The organism is Chromohalobacter israelensis DSM 3043 (assembly GCF_000055785.1).
In the GTDB taxonomy this organism is placed as follows: domain Bacteria; phylum Pseudomonadota; class Gammaproteobacteria; order Pseudomonadales; family Halomonadaceae; genus Chromohalobacter; species Chromohalobacter israelensis.
In genome coordinates, this window is sequence record NC_007963.1 from 1,234,908 (window position 1) to 1,252,634 (window position 17,727).

Sequence of the window (17,727 nt, forward strand, 5' to 3'; positions counted from 1 at the left end):
CCGGAGAGGCCCGATGTCGATTCGCAATCTGGATGCGTTGTTCGCCCCGGCCACGATCGCCCTGATCGGGGCGAGCAATCGGCCGGGCTCGGTGGGGGCAGTGCTGGCGCGCAATCTGCTGGAGGCCGGTTTCGCGGGGCCCATCCTGACCGTGAACCCGCACGAGCGGGCCATCCGCTCGACCCTCAACTATCACAGTATCGCCGAGCTGCCGTTGGCGCCGGACCTGGCGATCATCGCCACGCCGGCGGAGAGCGTGCCGGGGCTGATCCGCGAGCTTGGCGAGCGTGGCTGCCGCGCGGCGGTGGTGATCTCGGCGGGCTTCGGCGAGGGCGCGCGCCCCGAGGGCATGGCGCTCAAGCAGGCGATGCTCGATGCCGCCAAGCCTTATCTGATGCGCATCGTCGGGCCCAATTGCCTGGGGATCCTGGCGCCGCACATGGGCATCAACGCCAGTTTCGCGCATCTCACGCCTGCCAAGGGCGATGTCGCCTTCGTGACCCAGTCCGGCGCGGTGGCGACGTCCATTCTCGACTGGGCCTCGGCGCGCGGCATCGGTTTTTCGCACGTCGTCTCGCTGGGGGCGATGAGCGATGTCGATTTCGGCGACATGCTCGACTACCTGGCCCTGGACCCCAAGACCCGCTCGATCCTGCTCTACGTCGAGGCGGTGACCGAGGTGCGCAAGTTTCTCTCGGCGGCGCGCATGGCCTCGCGCAACAAGCCCGTGGTGGTGGTCAAGACCGGCCGCAGTACGGCGGGAGCCAAGGCGGCGCTGTCGCACACCGGGGCGCTGGCCGGGGCGGATGCCGTCTACGATGCGGCGTTCCGGCGCGCGGGGATGCTCCGGGTGGCGACGCTGGACGAGCTGTTCCAGGCCGCCGGCACCCTGGCGACCGGCATCCGCGTGAAGGGCGACCGGCTGGCGATTCTCACCAATGGCGGCGGCATCGGCGTGCTGGCGGTGGATGCGCTGGCCGCCGCGAACGGGCATCTGGCCGAACTCGCCGAGACGACGCTGGCACGCCTGAACGAGGCGCTGCCCGAGGCATGGTCGCATGCCAATCCCGTGGACATTCTGGGCGATGCCCCGGGGAGGCGCTACGCGCTCGCCCTCGAGGCGCTGCTCGACGAGCGCGGCGCGGATGCGATCCTGGTCATGAACTGTCCGGCGGCGGTCGCCGATAGCCTGGACGCGGCCCGGGCGGTGGTCGAGACGATCGGCACGCGGCAGGCGGCGGTGCTGACCTGCTGGCTGGGCGAGGGCGCGCCCGACCAGGCGCGGCATCTGTTCGCCGCGCAGCGCCTGCCCACCTACGAGACGCCGGAGCAGGCCATCCGGGCCTTCTCGCACCTGTTCAGCTACCGGCGTAACCAGCAGGCGCTGATGGAAACGCCCCCGGCGCTGGCCGAGGCCGTCACCCTCGAGCCGGCCAAGGCGGAGGCGGTCATCGACGGCGTGATCGCGGCGGGGCGCAGCGTGCTGACCGAGCCGGAGGCGGTGGCGGTGCTCGCGGCCTATGACATCCCCACGGTGCCCGCCATCGTGGCGCGGACCCCGGAAGAAGCCAGCCAGGCGGCGCAGCGGCTGGGCTTTCCGGTGGTGCTGAAGATCCTCTCGCCGGATATCTCGCATAAATCGGATGTCGGTGGGGTGCAGTTGAATCTGGCCTCGCCCGGCGCCGTGACGCAGGCCGCCGAGGACATGCTCGCGGCGGTGCGGCGTGCCCAGCCCGAGGCCCGCGTGGAGGGCTTCAACGTGCAGCCGATGATCCGCCGGCCGGGGGCGCATGAGCTGATCGTGGGCGTCGCCGAAGACAGCCTCTTCGGGCCGGTGATCGTGTTCGGCCAGGGCGGCACGGCGGTCGAGGTCATCGGCGACCGGGTGGTGGGGCTGCCGCCGCTCAATCCACTGCTGGCGCGGGACATGATCGCCTCGACGCGCGTGGCGCGGTTGTTGCGTGGCTATCGGGACCGCCCGGCGGCCGACCTCGAGGCCGTGACCGCGACGCTCATCAAGGTCTCGCAACTGGTCAGCGACCTGACGCGCGTGGTCGAGCTCGACATCAATCCGCTGCTGACGGATGCCAGCGGGGTGATCGCCCTGGATGCGCGCATCGTGGTCCGCGCCGAGGGCGACCAGCGCAAACCCCTGGCGATTCGGCCGTATCCGCAGCAGCTGGAGGAAGAGATCGAGACGCGGGCCGGGCAGCGTTACTGCCTGCGGCCCATTCGCCCCGAGGACGAGGGCGCGCTGGTCGAGATGCTGCGCAATTCCACGCCCGAGGATGTGCGGATGCGTTTCTTCGCGGCCATCAAGCCCTTCGATCATGCCTTCGCCGCGCGCCTGACGCAGATCGACTACGACCGCGAGATGGCCTTCGTGGCGACCTCGCCGGGGGAGTCGGCCATCGTCGGTGTGGTGCGGCTCTCCGCCGATCCCGACAAGGAGAAGGCCGAGTTCGCGATCATGGTCCGCAGCGACAAGAAGGGCACCGGCCTCGGCTATCGCCTGATGCAGCGGCTGCTCGCGTATGCCCGTGAGACCGGCATTCGCCAGGTCTTCGCCGATGTCCTGCGCGACAACCACCCCATGCGGCAGATGGCGGCGGAGCTGGGATTCGTGACCCAGCCCGCCGGCGACACCGTGGATACCGTGACGCTGAGTCTCGATCTGACACGCCCCGCGCCGTAACGACACGATCCATGGCGACAAGCGGCCGGGCGCCCCGGCCGACCCTCGAGGAGACAAGATGCAGGCACCTTCGGCGACGCGAGGCGTCGCGACCTCGCCCGATGACACCCTCGCGGCGCCCCATGCGCAGGCGGCCGATGACGTGCTGGCGGCGTTGGCGAGTTCGCCCGAGGGGCTGGCGCCGGACGAGGCGGCCCGTCGCCTGGCCAGTCATGGCCCCAATCGGCTGCCCAGCTTGGCGGGGCGGTCGCCACTGGGCCGCTTCCTGGCGCATTTCAACAACGCCCTGATCTACTTCCTGCTGGCGGCGGCCGGGGCGGCGGCGTTGCTGGGGCACCTGGTCGACGCGGCGGTGATCCTCGGCGTGGTGCTGGTCAATGCGCTGGTGGGTTTTATCCAGGAAGGCCGGGCGGAAAAGGCGCTGCAGGCGATTCACGAACTCATCGCCGCGCAGGCCCATGTGCTCCGCGACGGGCGGCGCATGCAGGTGCCGGTGGAGACGCTCGTCCCCGGCGACATCGTGCTGTTGGAAGCGGGCGACCGAGTGCCGGCGGACGTGCGCCTGGTGCAGGTCAGGGCGCTGCGCATCGAGGAGGCGGTGCTGACCGGGGAGTCGGTGGCAGCGGAAAAGCAGGCAGCACCGGCACCGGCGGCGGCCGCGCTCGGCGAGCGGCATTGCATGGCGTACTCGGGCACGCTGGTGGCGACCGGGCAGGCCACCGGGGTCGTCGTGGCCACGGGCCGCGAGACCGAGATCGGGCAGATCAGCGCGTTGCTGGGCGACGTGGCGCCCTTGACCACGCCGCTGCTGCGTCAGATCAATCGCTTCGGCACACGCTTCACCTGGATCACCCTAGGCGTGGCCGCCGTCTTGTTCGCCTTCGCGGTGCTGGTGCGTGGCCTTGCCTGGCCGGAGGCCCTCATCATCGTGGTGGCCCTGGCGGTGGGGGCGATTCCCGAGGGCCTGCCGGCGGTCATCACCATCACGCTGGCGATCGGCGTGCAGCGCATGGCGCGTCGCAATGCGGCGATCCGGCAGTTGCCCGCCGTGGAAACGCTGGGCGCCACCTCGGTCATCTGCTCCGACAAGACCGGCACGCTGACGCGCAACGAGATGACGGCGCGCCGGGTGGACGTGCCTGGTGGCGCGATCGCGGTGAGCGGCGCGGGCTATGCGCCGGTGGGGCGGCTGACGCCCGAGCCGGGGGCCGAGAACGCGGAGCAGCGGCTGGCGGATGCCGAGCGGCTCATCCTGGCCGGCGTGCTGTGCAACGATGCCCGGCTGCACCAGGTCGAGGGCGAGTGGCGTGTGGTGGGCGATCCGATGGAGGGGGCGCTGGTGGCGCTGGCGCTCAAGGCGGGGCTGGCGCCGGAAGCGCTGCGCCGAGCGTGGACGCGGCTCGATGCGATTCCCTTCGATGCCCGGCATCGCTTCATGGCCACGCTCGACCGTCATGCGGCGGGCGACTGCCGGATCTTCGTCAAGGGTGCACCCGATGAGCTGCTGGCGCTGTGTATGGCGCAGGCGGCGGGGGAGACAGGCGTGGCGCTGGACCGTGACGCCTGGGCCGCACGCATCGCACAGGCGGCCGGCGAGGGAGAGCGCGTGCTGGGGCTGGCCGTCAAGCCGGTGCCGGCGGGGACCCATGCGCTGCAGTTCGCCGACCTCGAGGAGGGCCTGTGCTTTCTCGGCCTGGTGGGCTTCATCGATCCGCCCCGGGAGGAGGCCATCGCGGCCATCGCCGAGTGCCGCGCCGCCGGCATCGCGGTGAAGATGATCACCGGCGATCACGCCGCCACGGCCGCGGCCATCGCCTGCCAGCTGGGGCTCGGGGACGCGCCGCGCGTGCTGACCGGGGGCGAGCTCGACGCCATCCCCGACGACGCCCTGCCCGGCAGGGTCGCCGAGACCGCAGTCTTCGCCCGCACTACGCCGGCACACAAGCTGCGCATCGTCCGGGCGCTGCAGTCGACCGGCGCCATCGTGGCGATGACCGGGGACGGCGTGAACGACGCGCCAGCCTTGAAGCAGGCGGATGTGGGGATCGGCATGGGCCACAAGGGTACCGATGCGGCCAAGGAGGCCTCGCGCATGGTGCTGCTCGACGACAACTTCGCCTCCATCGTGGCCGCCGTGCACGAGGGGCGGGTGGTCTACGACAACATCCGCAAGGTGGTGGCGTGGACGCTGCCGACCAACGGCGGCGAGGTGCTGGCCGTGATCGCCGCCCTCGCGCTCAACGTGGCCATGCCGATGTCCGCCGTCCAGATCCTGTGGATCAATCTCGTCACGGCGGCCACGCTCGGCCTGGCCCTGGCGTTCGAGCCGGCCGAGCCGCAGGTCATGCGTCGCCGGCCTCGTCCTCCCGAGCGGGGGCTGCTCACGCCTTTTCTGATATGGCGCGTGGCCTTCGTATCGCTGCTGTTCATGGCGGCGGCGCTGGGCGTTTTCTTCTACTCCCTGGGCCGGGGCGACGAGCTGGCCATGGCGCGCACGCTGGTGGTCAATATGGTTGTGGCCATGGAAGTCTTCTATCTTTTCAATGTGCGCTTTTTGCACATGACCTCGTTGCATTGGCGCGGCGTGCTGGGCACGCCCGCCGTGCTGGCGGCGGTGGCGACCGTCGTCGCGGCGCAGCTTGCCTTCACGTACCTGCCCGTCATGCAGGCCGTCTTCGATACTCGCCCGGTCACCTTCGCGGACGGATGGCTGATCATGGGAGCCGGCATGGTCATCATGGTCGTGCTGGAAAGCGAGAAAATATTGATGCGTCGAGTGGGGAAACGCTATCACCGAGGAGATCGACCATGAGACGGATTGTCTTGGCGACGGACCTATCTGCTCCGGCTCGTCAGGCAGCTGAACGTGCTGCACAACTGAGTCATTCGTTGGCCGTGCCCATGGAGCTGCTGCATATCGTCAATCTTGAGCTCATGCCGAGGCTTCAGAACGCTGTTCCTGCGGCGGTGGCTGCGTCGTTGCCCCTGCGTGTCTTGAAGGCGGCGCAAGAGACGTTGGAAACATGGGCTGCCGACTTGCAGTCACGCTATGCCATAACCCCAACGGCTCGCGTCATCGACGGTGAGCTGTTGCATGAACTACTCGACGCGGTTGGCGACGAGGATGCCGTGGACAGCTTGCTGGTTTGTGGTGCTACCGGGGAAAGTATCGTACGCCATTTTTTCCTGGGCTCGACGGCGGAACGTTTATCAGGCAGGACGACCTGTCCCATGCTCGTCGTTAAAAATCCGGTGACGGGGCCGTATCGACACGTACTCGTTCCCGTGGATTTTTCTCCCTCTTCGTTAGCGGCGATCCAGCATGTTCAGGCGCTGGCACCTCAGGCAGGGCTGACCTTGTTGCATGCGGTGGAGCTTCCATTCCAGGGGCTACTGAGTCTCGCCGGCATCGGTCGTGAGGACATAGATGGCTATCGCGCCACGGTCGAGCAGGAGGCAAACGAGAAGCTGCATGCATTATGTCAACAAGCAGGACTTCCCCCCTCGACCCTGCTTAGGGTGGTTCAGGGCGAGCCAGTAGCCTCCATCCTGGCTCAGGAACAAGGGTGCGATTTGATCGTCATGGGCAAGCATGGCGAAAGCCGGTTCCAAAAGCTATTTATTGGCAAAAACACGAAGAAAGTTCTCGCTGAGTCGCGGCACGATGTGCTCGTGTCAGTATGAAAGGGGAGGTTGCAAAATAGTTGCCCTGACGCTGATGAGTGAGCTTTCCATCATGGCGTCAGGTGAATGTGACGATGCGTTCCACGGCACGCTCTGCAGCATCATGGAACGGCATGAACACCACATCCGCCCCCTTGGCATGGAGCATTTCCTTTTCATGCTGCCGTTGGGTGGATATGGCAATCCTTCCTGTATAGTGCTGCTGCTTTAGCGCATTGATCAATACGAGTCTCGGGTCTTCATGGGTGATCCCAAGGTCGTGCTGCGGCATGGCCGAGATAACCCATTTGACGTTTTCGATAGGGAGCTCGCTGAGCAAATCTTGATCAAAGGCATCTCCGTAAAGCGCATCGTTACCTATATTCCTCCAGCGCTGAACTTCGTCAGGGTTGAAATCAACCGCCAAGATGGAAAAGCCTTCTTTTCGAAGATATTGTGCGATGGCTTTGCCATACCGGCCTAGTCCAAACAAGATGATGTCGTAGCTTTTTTTCTCGATCTTTTTATGGTCTTCTATTGATGATTCTCGGATAGGGTGCTTTCTCTCGAAGATAGTGAGCATGGGCTCTATCCAGTTGTAAAGAAAATGCGAGTAGGTGATCATGTAAACGGAAAGTGCGATGGTGATAAGACCAACCAAAGTGACAAGCCCCAGAGACTCAGCCGTTACATGGCCGAGTGAAACTCCCATGGTCATGAAGATGAGTGAAAACTCGCTGATTTGAGCAACGGTCAGCCCCGCCAGGAAACCTGTGCGTTTTCGATACCCCATGAACCCCATGATGATGACAACGATGAGGGGGTTGCCAATGAGAACGAATAGAGAAAATACCATGGCAGGATAGACTTGAGCGCCGAGAAGGCTTAAGTCCAATTGTGTGCCTAAAGCGATGAAAAAGAATAATAATAAAAAGTCGCGCAGTGAGGAGAGGCGTGCCACGATCGCCTCGCGGAAGGGGGTCGAGGCTAGAGACACACCTGCAAGCAGCCCACCTAGCTCCTTTCCGAATCCAAGATGGTCACCTAACGCGGCAAGGAGCGATGCCCAAGCGATCGAAAAAACGATCAGCAACTCGGTCGAACGAGCGATACGAGACACGATGGGAGTCGCAAGGTAGCGAATAAAAACGCCGACAATGGCCAGCATGATCAGACCATAAGCGATGATCTTTACAATTTGCACAAAGGCACTGTCGCCAGTGCTGGGTTGTGCGCCGACGCCATAAGCAGACAGCATCATCATGGCAAGAACCACGAAAAGGTCTTGCACGATTAGAAAGCCGATGGCGATTCGACCATGTAAGGAGTCGGCTTCACGCTTGTCGGAGAGCAGCTTGACGATAATGATGGTGCTGGAGAAAGTGAGCGCGACTGCCACATAGATAGCCGTAATGCTGTCCAGCCCAAGGAGCAGGCCCAAAAGGAAACCGATGACCGAGGTGAAAAGGACTTGTCCTAGCCCCGTGGCCAGCGAGACGGGACCAAGCGTGTTGATGAGTTTCAAGTCAAGCTTTAAACCTACAAGGAATAACAGGATGGCAATGCCTAGTTCGGCCAGAATCTCGATGTTTTCGTGGGAAGACACCATGTCGAGGGCCGACGGACCCGCCAAGATGCCCGCCGCGATGAGACTGACGATCATCGGTTGCTTCAGGATCAGACCGATAGAGCCGACGATGGCAACCAGTAGCAGTAAACCGGTGAGTTCGTAGAAAGAGTTTGCATGAAGAAAAGACAGGTCGAACATGACATTGTGCCTCTGGCCACCGTGAGCATAGCGGTAGGATGCCGCCTGGTCATTGGAGCATACCGCCGGGCCGTCCTTTTTGATGTATAGCAAGACCGAAGAAACGAAGCGATATCGTCTTCCCTTTGGCACAAGTCTAGGTCACATGGACAGTTTGCGGATCAGTGCATGAGTGGCGATGCCGGCGGAAGGGGGCGTGATTGAGCTGTCAGCGTCGTCGCGGACATCGTGATGGCTACGCGCCGGCCATGAGTGGGGACGCGTCGTCCACTTCACTGGTCGGGCACGAAAAAGGGGCCTGCAGGCCCCTTCTGTCTTCCGGCATGCCGAAGGACGGTTACTGCGCGGTGATGGTATCGGTGACCAGCTTGCCGTCCATCTTGACGGGACCGTCTTCCTTGGCGCCGAGGGTGTACTCGAACACACCGGTCTCCATGCCGCCTTCTTCGCTGTGGACCATCAGCATCAGGTGATCGCCGGCACTGACGTCTTCGGTCAGCAGCGCGGTGACGTCCATGTTCTCGCCTTCCTTGAGCGGGGCGTGACCGACCACGGGGCCGGGCTTCATGCTCTCGTCGGTGCGGTGGACCACCAGCCAGCCGTTGCTGTCCGCCGTGACCTTTTCCGCGGTGACCGTGCCGCCGGCCACGGATTGGTCGTCGGCCCAGACCTGCGGATGCATGTCACCGTGCATTTCCGCCTGGGCCAGTGAGGCGCCGGCGAGCAGGGTGGCGGATACGAATGCACTTGCCATGAGCTTGGTCATCATTCTCTCCTTGAGTTCCGAGCACGCCCCATCGTTGCGAAGTGGTTGGGATGGGCGTGCTCCTAGTTACGCAAGGAGCGCGGGCAAGGTTTCACCTCGGCGCAAAAAAATCACAGATGCTGCGATACCGCGTTTCGGTCGGTGGGATAGAGGTAGCCGTGAATCGCGGGACTCGTCGGCTGGCCCGTGGGCGAACCGCCCGGCGGCTCGATGCTGATGCCGAAGGTGGCCTGCTTGAGCAGCTCGGGGTCGTAGTCGCTCAGGGCGTCGGCCGGCAGGCTCAAGTCGTCGTTCAGCACGCCCACCGAGCGGGGCTCGGGTCCCAGCGACTCCGCCTTGATCCATAGCTGGTAGCTGCGGTCCGGCAGCGGCTTGGCGGTCACCGGTCGCACGTTGAGCCGGCGGCTGTCGAGGTCGACGGAAAGCATGAAGGCCGGCTGCTGGTCGTCCTGCTGGAAGACGGCCACGAAGGGCGGTTCATCCGACCTGTCATCGAACGGCGCGATCAGCGCCACGGCGAGTATCAGCGCCGCGGCCGTGGCCAGGCCGGTGCATCCGCGCCAGAAGCCGAGGCGGCGGCGCAGCGCGATCACCTGGGCCGTGCCGTCCGGGTCTCCTTCCGGCTTGGGATTCGTCCGCGAAGTCGTTTCGAGCTCGTCGATGCGACGTTCGATCCTGGCCAGCAGGTCCGGCCCGGGGGCGATGGCCTCGATCTCGTCGCCGAGCGGGGCGAGGCGTGCTTCCCAGGCGAGAATGCACGCGTCCAGACCGGCGTCGTGCTGCCGGCGCCGGGCCACCTGCGCGCGTTCCTCGGCGTCGAGGGTGCCCAGTACGTACTCGGCGGCCAGCATGTCGATGTCGTCGTGGTCGGTCATGGTGCCAGGCACCCCTTGAGTTGCTTCAAGGCCCGATGGAGCCAGGTCTTGACGGTATTCACCGGCTGCTCGAAATGCGTGGCCAGATCGGCGCGCGACCAGCCGTCCAGGTACGCGAGGCGGACCATGTCCCGGCGCTCGGCCTCGAGCGCTTCCAGGCACGCATGCAGCCGCTTGGCGTCCTGCTCGTATTCCAGGTGCTCATGGGCGCTGGGCCCGTCGGCGGGCGTGTGGGCCAACGCCTCTTCCGGCTCGTGAGGAGCCCGAGGCCGGCGGCGCAGCTCGTCGATGGCGGCATGGCGGGCGATGGCGACCATCCAGGCAATGGGCGAGGCACGCTCGGCGTCGAACTGTGCCGCCTTCTGCCAGATCGTGACGTAGGCCTCCTGAACCACGTCGTCGGCCCGGCCCCTCTCCTTCAAGATACGCAGTACCGTGCCATGGAGTTTCGCCGACGTGGCCGCGTACAACTGCGTGAAGGCGCGGCGATCGCGTTGGGCCACGCGCAGAAGCAGATCGGGCAGACGCTCTCCTGCGGGGGCGGGCGTGGCGGAGGCGTCATCCGCCGCTATCGAGGAGCGCCCTGGAGAGCGTCTTGAGGCATCGGACATACCACGTTCCCTGTTGTCGTCGTTGGGGCATGCGGCCGACGGCGCATCTGCATCCGCGCCATCGCGAGGCAGTTTGCAAAACCCCCGTGATCATTACAAGCAAGGCGTGTGCGTCCATTGCCTGGGTTGCTGTAAGCCTGAATCCACGTCGGGTCGGCCGCAGCGACGGGAGAAAGAGGCGGGGAGAGGGGGCGGAGAGAAGGAACGCTGGGAGACGGAGCGCGGCCAGGTCGTACGTTGCCTAAAGTTTACTTATGACCGGCCGATACGCGGGGCACGGGGCGTCAACGCCTGCCCCTGCCCACTTGAATCCTGTCATGACGAGATCGTTTCCATGTTGCCTTGCTTATCCATGTGCCGCCAGGTGGCGGGCGCTGCCGTATCGGCATCGCTACGTCCCGTATGCTCCTTCGCCCGGTCACTCGGGATGGAGGTGTGAGCATGCATTTCAAATCGATTCGTACGCTGGTCGCGACACTCGTCGGGGCCTGCATCGTGGTCCTGGTGGTGGCGCTGGTGGGCTATGCCACCTTCGCCAACTCTCGCTCGATGGCCTTCGTCGATGGTCAAACTCGTGAACTGCTCGAACAGAACATCGAGCAACGTCTGGATGCGGTGGCCTCGACCCAGGCCGAGCGGATTCAGGCGCGGCTGACCCAGGCGTTGGATCAGGCGCGCAACCTCGCCTCGCTCAACGAACTGATGGAGGGGGATCGGGGCGTCTCGTTGTCCCGCGAGGAACTGTCGAACGTGATTCGCGACACGGTGGCGGAAAACCCCGACCTGCTGGATGCCTTCATCGGCTGGGAACCCGATGCCTTCGGCGATGACAGCGAGTACACGGGGCGTGAAGACGCCGGCTATGGCCCCGATGGTCGCTTCATGCCATGGTGGTATCGCACCGAGTCGGGCGACATCGAAGTGCTGCCTCTGGGCGAGACCATGGAAAGCGAGACGCGCCAGGACAGTGGTATTCGCGAGGGCGAATACTATCTATGCCCGCGCGAGACCCAGAAGCCCTGTGTCATCGACCCGGCCCCGTACGACTACAACGGCAAGACCCTGATGGTGACCTCGTTCAACGTGCCGGTGATGGTCGACGGTGAATTCCGGGGCAGCGCCGGGGTCGATTTGTCGGTGGACTTCATCCAGGGGCTGCTTCGCGAGGCGAATGGCTCGCTCTACGACGGTGCCGGCGAGATGGCGCTGATCGCCCCACGCGGCGGGATTACCGCCTCCACCGGTCATGCCGAGGCGGCGGGCAAGCAGGCGGGCGCCATCTTCGACGAGACGGTGGTTTCGCAATTGCAGCGGGCCAAGGCCGGCGATCCGGTGCGTGACGCCTCGGGCGAGATGATCGAGCTGTACTGGCCGTTCCGATTGCTGGAAGACAGCAAACCCTGGGTCGTGATGATTCGTCTGCCGGCGGATGTGGTCATGGCCGGCGCCGATGACCTTCAGTCGGACCTCGAGGCTCAGCGCCAAGCCGACATGGCCGGCATGATCGCGGTGGGTGCGGTCATCGCGGCATTGGGGCTGCTGGTCAGCTGGCTGCTGGGCGGCAGCCTGTCGCGGCCGCTGCGCCAGTTGGCCGGCCGCATGCGCGATATCGCCTCCGGTGGCGGCGACCTGACCCAGCGCCTGCCGGTGCGTGGTCGCAACGAGATCGCCGAGCTGGCGACGCAGTTCAATGCCTTCGCCGACACCATGAACGATGTACTGCTGGACGTGCGCGACAGCAGCGATTCGGTGCGCGTGGCCTCGTCGGAGATCGCCTCGGCCAGCCAGGATCTTGCCGGACGCACGGACACCACCGCTTCCAGCCTGCAGGAAACCTCGGCCTCGATGGAGGAGTTGACCGGCACGGTCTCGAATACCGCCGACTCGGCGCGCCAGGCCAGCGGCCTTGCCACCTCGGCCAGTCAGTCGGCGACGCGGGGCGGCCAGGTCGTCGGGGACGTGGTGAAGACCATGGACGAGATCGAGGCGGCCTCGCACCAGGTGGCCGAGATCGTGACCACCATGGATGGCATCGCCTTCCAGACCAACCTGCTGGCGCTCAATGCCTCGGTCGAGGCGGCGCGGGCCGGCGAGCAAGGGCGTGGCTTTGCGGTGGTGGCCAGCGAGGTGCGCCAGCTCGCCACGCGCAGCGCCGAGGCGTCACGCGAGATCAAGTCGCTGATCGACAATGCCGCCGACAAGACCCAGGCCGGCGCGGAGCTGGCACGCAGCGCGGGCACGGCGATGGACGAAATCGTCGAGGGCGTGGCTCGGGTCTCGGAGGTCCTCGGCGAGATCGACGCCGCGACCAGCGAACAGCGCGATGGCATCGGCCAGGTCAATGTCGCGGTGACCGAACTCGACAACATGACGCAGCAGAATGCCGCCATGGTCGAGCAGAGCGCCACCGCCGCCGCCGAGCTCAAGGCCCAGTCGCATCGTCTCGCCGAGACCGTCGGCGCATTCACGCTGCGTGAGCGTGGCGAAGGGGAAAGAAACCACCAGCCGGCCGCGCTACCCAGCGACTCGCACGCGCGCTGACGCGCGGCCCTCGGGCCACCACGCAAACCCGCCGGACACCGCCGGCGGGTTTTTTGTATCGGGCGGTTGGATAGCGCTGCCCGGGCGAGCGGTATTTGCGCTTCTCAGGTGGCCCTGTCTACCTTCAAGGAGAGATTGAAAAAAGCGTGATAACACAGCGTTGTCGAACGGGCAGGCCAGGGAACCGATAGGCCGCGTTCGAATGACGTCTTGCAAGTGCGCGGGGGCCATTCTGCAAACGAGGAGAGTTTGACCATGGCCAAGAACCCCCATACGCATTCCAATAGCGATGAGGCGCACGATACGGCCCACAAGACGACCGAGTCGAGCAAGTCCGATCGCCTGGAAGCGTTTCGCAGCGATGCAAAAGGGCACGACCTGCGTACCAATCAGGGTACTCGGATCGCCGACAACCACAATTCGCTGAAGGCCGGCGAGCGTGGCCCGACCTTGATGGAAGATTTCATCTTCCGCGAAAAGCTCAACCATTTCGACAACGAACGCATTCCCGAGCGCATCGTTCACGCTCGCGGCGCGGCGGCGCACGGCTATTTCCAGCCTTATGCGGCGGCCGCCCAGTACTCCAAGGCAGGGTTGTTTCAGGACCCGGACAAGAAAACGCCCGTCTTCGTGCGGTTCTCCACGGTGCAGGGGCCGCGCGGTTCCAACGATACGGTGCGCGACGTGCGGGGCTTCGCCACCAAGTTCTACACCGACGAAGGCAACTGGGACCTGGTCGGCAACGACATGCCGGTGTTCTTCATTCAGGATGCGATCAAGTTTCCCGACTTCGTGCATGCCGTGAAGCCCGAGCCGCACAACGAGATTCCGCAGGGGCAGTCGGCTCACGACACCTTCTGGGATTTCGTCTCGCTGATGCCGGAAAGCGCTCACATGGTGCTCTGGACCATGTCGGATCGCGCCTTCCCGCGTCATTACCGCAACATGGAAGGTTTCGGCGTGCATACCTTCCGGCTGGTCGACAAGCAGGGCAAGGCACGGTTCGTGAAGTTCCACTGGAAGCCGCTGGCGGGCACTTGTTCGTTGATCTGGGACGAGGCGCAGAAACTCTGGGGGCGCGATCCGGACTTCAATCGCCGCAATATGTGGGACGATATCGAGAGCGGCGATTACCTCGAATACGAGTTTGGCATTCAGGTCATCGAGGAAGAGGACGAGCACAAGTTCGACTTCGATATACTCGATCCGACCAAGCTCATCCCCGAGGAGCAGGTGCCGGTCACCCCCATCGGCAAGATGGTGCTCGATCGCAACCCTGACAATTTCTTCGCCGAGACCGAGCAGGTGGCATTCAATCCGGGCAATGTCGTGCCGGGTATCGACTTCACCAATGACCCGCTGTTGCAGGGACGCCTGTTCTCCTACCTGGACACCCAGATGCTGCGTCTGGGCGGGCCCAACTTCCACGAAATCCCGATCAACCAGCCGGTGTGCCCGTTCCACAACAACCAGCGCGATTCCATGCATCGCCAGACCATCAACAAGGGGCAGGCATCCTACGAGCCCAATTCGATCGATGACGGCTACCCGAGCGAAACGCCGCCGGCACCGGAAAATGGCGGCTTCGAGACGGTCAACGAGCGCGTCGATGCCAACAAGATCCGTGCGCGTAGCGCGTCGTTCGGCGATCACTATTCGCAGGCCACGCTGTTCTGGAATTCGCAGACCGACGTCGAGAAGGAACACATCATCGCCGCCTACACCTTCGAATTGTCCAAGGTGGAACGGCCGTGGATCCGCGAACGGGTGATCCAGAAGATCCTGCCCAACATCGACCTTGAACTGGCGCGGCGAGTCGGTGAAAACCACGGTATCGAAACGCCTGCCGAGAAACCGGCCCCCGCCGAGGAACTGGGCAATGGCTCGCAACAGGCTTCCGAGGCGCTGAGCCTGATGGCGCGCCTGCCGCATGACATCAAGTACCGCAAGGTGGCGTTACTGGTGGCCGACGGCGTCGATGGCGATCAGGTGGAAGCCCTCAAGGCCAAGCTCGAGGCCGAGGGAGCCAAGGGCATTGTCATTGCACCGAGCATGGCGCCGGTCAAGGCGACCAACGGGCAGCAGGTCGTCCCCGATGCCATGCTCAACGGCTTGCCGTCGGTGACACTGGATGCGGTGATCGTGGTCGGCGGCGCCGAAAGCGCCAAGGCGCTGTCGCAGTCCGGGCTGGGACTGTATTACGTCCAGGAGGCCTACAAGCACCTCAAGGCGATCGCCGCCATCGGCGAGGGTCGGGATCTGCTGTCCGCCGCGGGCGTGCCCACCCAGGAAGACGGTATCTTCCTGGGAGCCACGGTGGACGATGTCTTCACTCCGTTCACCGAGGCGATGGGCCAGCATCGAGTCTGGCCGCGCGATGCCAGGGCCAACAGCATGCCGGCCTGAACGCGTCGCCGGTCGCCGGCCGGTAACGCCCCCGCACGTCTTGCGGCAGCACGGCAATGTGTCGCCACCGAAACCCGACGGATACGTCCGGCGGGTTTTTTTGTGAGGGGGCGTGCCTGGGTGAGGCACCGTGCTGGGCGAGCGATCGTCGCGCCAGAGGAGAGCCTCGTTCCATCTCCTTACAGCGTCTGCCAGGGCGACGATGGCGCTTCCGAGAGTGCCTCGTCGATCAGCGACAGCGCCTTTTCCAGTGAGTCGCGATTCGCAGGAGGCCCCAGACACAATCGCAGTGCCTGGGGGGCCGGTTCGCTGCCCATGCAGAAGGGCTCCGGCGTGGACACCTTGACGCCGCGCCTGGCAAGCAGCGTCTGCAGCTCGCTGCTGCGTCGTCCTGCCGGTAGCGGCAGCCAGACCAGCGACGAGCCCTGACGGCTCCGCGCGCCATGTACTGCCAGGCGGTCCAGCGCCAGCGTGCGACGAGCGGCAAGCTCGTCGATCTGCCAGTGGAGCAGTTCCTGGCTGGCGGGGTTCTCCATCCAGCGGCAGGCCGTCTCGACCATCAGCGGCGCCACCATCCAGCTTTGGGTGCGAATCGCCGTACCCAGCCGCTCCAGCAGATGCGCCGGCACCGTGAGGCTGCCAATGCGCAGTCCGCCGGCCAGCACCTTGGAGGTACTGAAGATGTGCAGGGTGCGCTCTGGCGCCAGCTCGACCAGTGGCGTGCCGCGCTCGGCCTGCGGGAGGTACTGCACGGCGTCCTCGATCAGCCAGATGTCGTGCTCGCGCGCCAGGGCCACCAGTCGCCTGCGATGTGCTTCGTCGAGTCGTGCACCGGTGGGATTGTTGAGATCGGGCGTGGTGTAGAGCGCGCGCGGCGGTTGGCGAGCGCACAACCGGGTCAGGGCATCGAGGTCCATGCCCCCCTCGTCCATGGGCACTGCCATCGGCCGCAGGTGGGCCTGCTGGGCGGCGGAGATGAAGCCCGGGTACGTCAGCGCGTCGCCCGCCACCAGATCACCCGGCTGGGTGAGGACTTGCAGGGCGAGCTGGATGCCGTGCTGGCCGCCTTGCGTGATGACCAGCCGACTCGGGTCATCGGGCAGGCCGAGGCTTCCTTGCCAGGCCGCGATGCGCGCCCGCTGCCCCTCGTCGCCGGCCTCCGGCTGGTACTCGGTGGCCGCCTGAAGGGACTGCGGCGAGGCAGTGAGACTCTCGAGGGCGTTTTGAAGTCCCTGACTGCGCAACGGATGCGGCGGCGGCAAGCTCATTCCCATGTCGATCATGCCCTGGTCGACAGGTTGCCCGGCACGAAAACTGGTGGGCGCTTCCCCGAGGGGCTGGCGGACATAGGTACCGCTGCCCACCCGCGAATCGACCCAGCCCTGGCGGTGGGCCGTGGCGTAGGCGCGGGTGATGGTCCCGATGGTGACGCCCAGACGATCGGCCAGTCGGCGTTGGGGCGGTAGCTTGTCGCCGGGGGCCAGATCGCCGCTTTCGACGGCCCTGGCGATGGCCTCGGCGATGCGCCGGTAGCGTGGACCGCCCTCGGGCAGTTCGGGTGTCCAGATTGTCATGGTGACAATAAAACCTTTGACGCTGTTATTGCACTCATTATTCTCACAAAAGAGGGAGACAATAAACCCATTTGAATAAATTGTGAGGGTACAATCCAGATGGACATGCTGTCCGCTTTCGGGCCCGCTGCCTTGTTCATGATTTCCATGACCATCACGCCGGGCCCCAACAACATGATGCTCACTGCCTCCGGGGCCAATTACGGGTTCCGACGTACCATGCCGCATCTATTGGGCATCATCGGTGGCTGCTTCGTGCTGTTTGCATCGCTGGCGCTGGGCTTGGGTGTCGTCTTCGAGCGTTTTCCGCTGGTGCAGACGCTGCTGCGCATCATCGGCAGCCTCTACCTGCTGTATCTGGCCTGGGGCATCGCGACGGCACCGCCGCCGCACTTCGGCGCGAGCGAAGGCCACCCCTTGAGCTTTTGGCAGGCAGCCGCCTTCCAGTTCGCCAACCCCAAGGCCTGGGTGATGGGATTGACGCTGATGGCGAGCTTTCTGCCCGAGGATGGCAACACCGTCGTTAACGCCCTCGTGCTGGCGGGGGTGGCCGAGCTCGTGGGGTTCCCCTGCATCGCGCTCTGGGCGGGATTCGGCACCGCCATCGGACGCTGGCTCAAAGGCCCTCGTGCCTGGCGGGTGTTCAACGTGACCATGGGGGCGCTCACTGCGGCCTGCGTGATCTTCATCCTCGGCTGAGGAGCGCTTGCCCGCATTGCCGCGCGACTCGCACGTGCCGACGGCGGCCTCTATACCACACAACGATTGCGCCGATGTGACGCATGGCGGAACTTCGCGCATTGCACTAAAGTCGTAGTGGTAGCCGTG

General features: G+C 64.9%; 11 protein-coding genes. 6 read left to right on the forward strand and 5 right to left on the reverse strand.

Translation table 11 applies throughout. The features are described 5' to 3' along the window. Positions 1-13 precede the first annotated feature (13 nt). Genes CSAL_RS05565 through CSAL_RS05575 form a run of 3 tightly spaced genes read left to right on the forward strand, consistent with a single transcriptional unit; the run spans position 14 to position 6,379 of the window. A complete protein-coding gene (locus tag CSAL_RS05565) occupies positions 14-2,695 on the forward strand; it encodes a bifunctional acetate--CoA ligase family protein/GNAT family N-acetyltransferase (protein WP_011506394.1) in 2,682 nt (893 codons plus the stop codon). Between the two features lie 58 nt (positions 2,696-2,753). After that, a complete protein-coding gene (locus tag CSAL_RS05570) occupies positions 2,754-5,507 on the forward strand; it encodes an HAD-IC family P-type ATPase (RefSeq protein WP_011506395.1) in 2,754 nt (917 codons plus the stop codon). Beyond that, positions 5,504-6,379 carry a universal stress protein gene (locus CSAL_RS05575; RefSeq protein WP_011506396.1) on the forward strand — a complete coding sequence of 292 codons (876 nt, stop codon included), beginning with the start codon at positions 5,504-5,506 and terminating at the stop codon, positions 6,377-6,379. The genes CSAL_RS05570 and CSAL_RS05575 overlap by 4 nt, the downstream gene beginning before the upstream one ends. A gap of 58 nt (positions 6,380-6,437) precedes the next feature. Here the strand turns inward: CSAL_RS05575 and CSAL_RS05580 are convergent, their stop codons facing one another. From CSAL_RS05580 to CSAL_RS05595, 4 genes are all read right to left on the reverse strand, one after another. Continuing rightward, a complete protein-coding gene (locus tag CSAL_RS05580) occupies positions 6,438-8,126 on the reverse strand; it encodes a cation:proton antiporter (protein WP_011506397.1) in 1,689 nt (562 codons plus the stop codon). Positions 8,127-8,463: 337 nt separating this feature from the next. Next, positions 8,464-8,895, reverse strand: a complete 432-nt coding sequence (locus CSAL_RS05585) for a DUF7282 domain-containing protein (protein ID WP_043558024.1) — start codon at positions 8,893-8,895, stop codon at positions 8,464-8,466. A 107-nt stretch (positions 8,896-9,002) separates the two neighbouring features. Further along, positions 9,003-9,767: an anti-sigma factor gene (locus CSAL_RS05590; RefSeq protein WP_011506399.1), complete on the reverse strand. Its 765-nt coding sequence runs from the start codon at positions 9,765-9,767 to the stop codon at positions 9,003-9,005. After that, on the reverse strand, positions 9,764-10,378 hold the full coding sequence (locus CSAL_RS05595; RefSeq protein ID WP_011506400.1) for a sigma-70 family RNA polymerase sigma factor: 615 nt from the start codon (positions 10,376-10,378) through the stop codon (positions 9,764-9,766). Before CSAL_RS05595 ends, CSAL_RS05590 begins: the two co-directional genes overlap by 4 nt. Before the next feature lie 441 nt (positions 10,379-10,819). Here CSAL_RS05595 and CSAL_RS05600 point away from each other — a divergent pair, with 441 nt between their 5' ends. Together CSAL_RS05600 and katE are read left to right on the forward strand one after the other, a co-directional pair. Then, positions 10,820-12,919 (forward strand): methyl-accepting chemotaxis protein, encoded by a 2,100-nt coding sequence (locus CSAL_RS05600; protein ID WP_011506401.1) that lies wholly within the window; start codon positions 10,820-10,822, stop codon positions 12,917-12,919. 216 nt (positions 12,920-13,135) lie between these two features. Continuing rightward, the gene (katE, locus tag CSAL_RS05605; RefSeq protein ID WP_280512634.1) at positions 13,136-15,325 is read left to right on the forward strand and encodes a catalase HPII; all 2,190 of its coding nucleotides are present in this window, start codon (positions 13,136-13,138) and stop codon (positions 15,323-15,325) included. A 179-nt stretch (positions 15,326-15,504) separates the two neighbouring features. Here the strand turns inward: katE and CSAL_RS05610 are convergent, their stop codons facing one another. After that, the gene (locus CSAL_RS05610) at positions 15,505-16,899 is read right to left on the reverse strand and encodes an aminotransferase-like domain-containing protein (protein ID WP_011506403.1); all 1,395 of its coding nucleotides are present in this window, start codon (positions 16,897-16,899) and stop codon (positions 15,505-15,507) included. Between the two features lie 99 nt (positions 16,900-16,998). On the opposite strand from CSAL_RS05610, the gene CSAL_RS05615 reads away from it, so the two are divergent. Next, the gene (locus CSAL_RS05615; RefSeq protein WP_011506404.1) at positions 16,999-17,598 is read left to right on the forward strand and encodes a LysE family translocator; all 600 of its coding nucleotides are present in this window, start codon (positions 16,999-17,001) and stop codon (positions 17,596-17,598) included. Positions 17,599-17,727 lie beyond the last annotated feature (129 nt).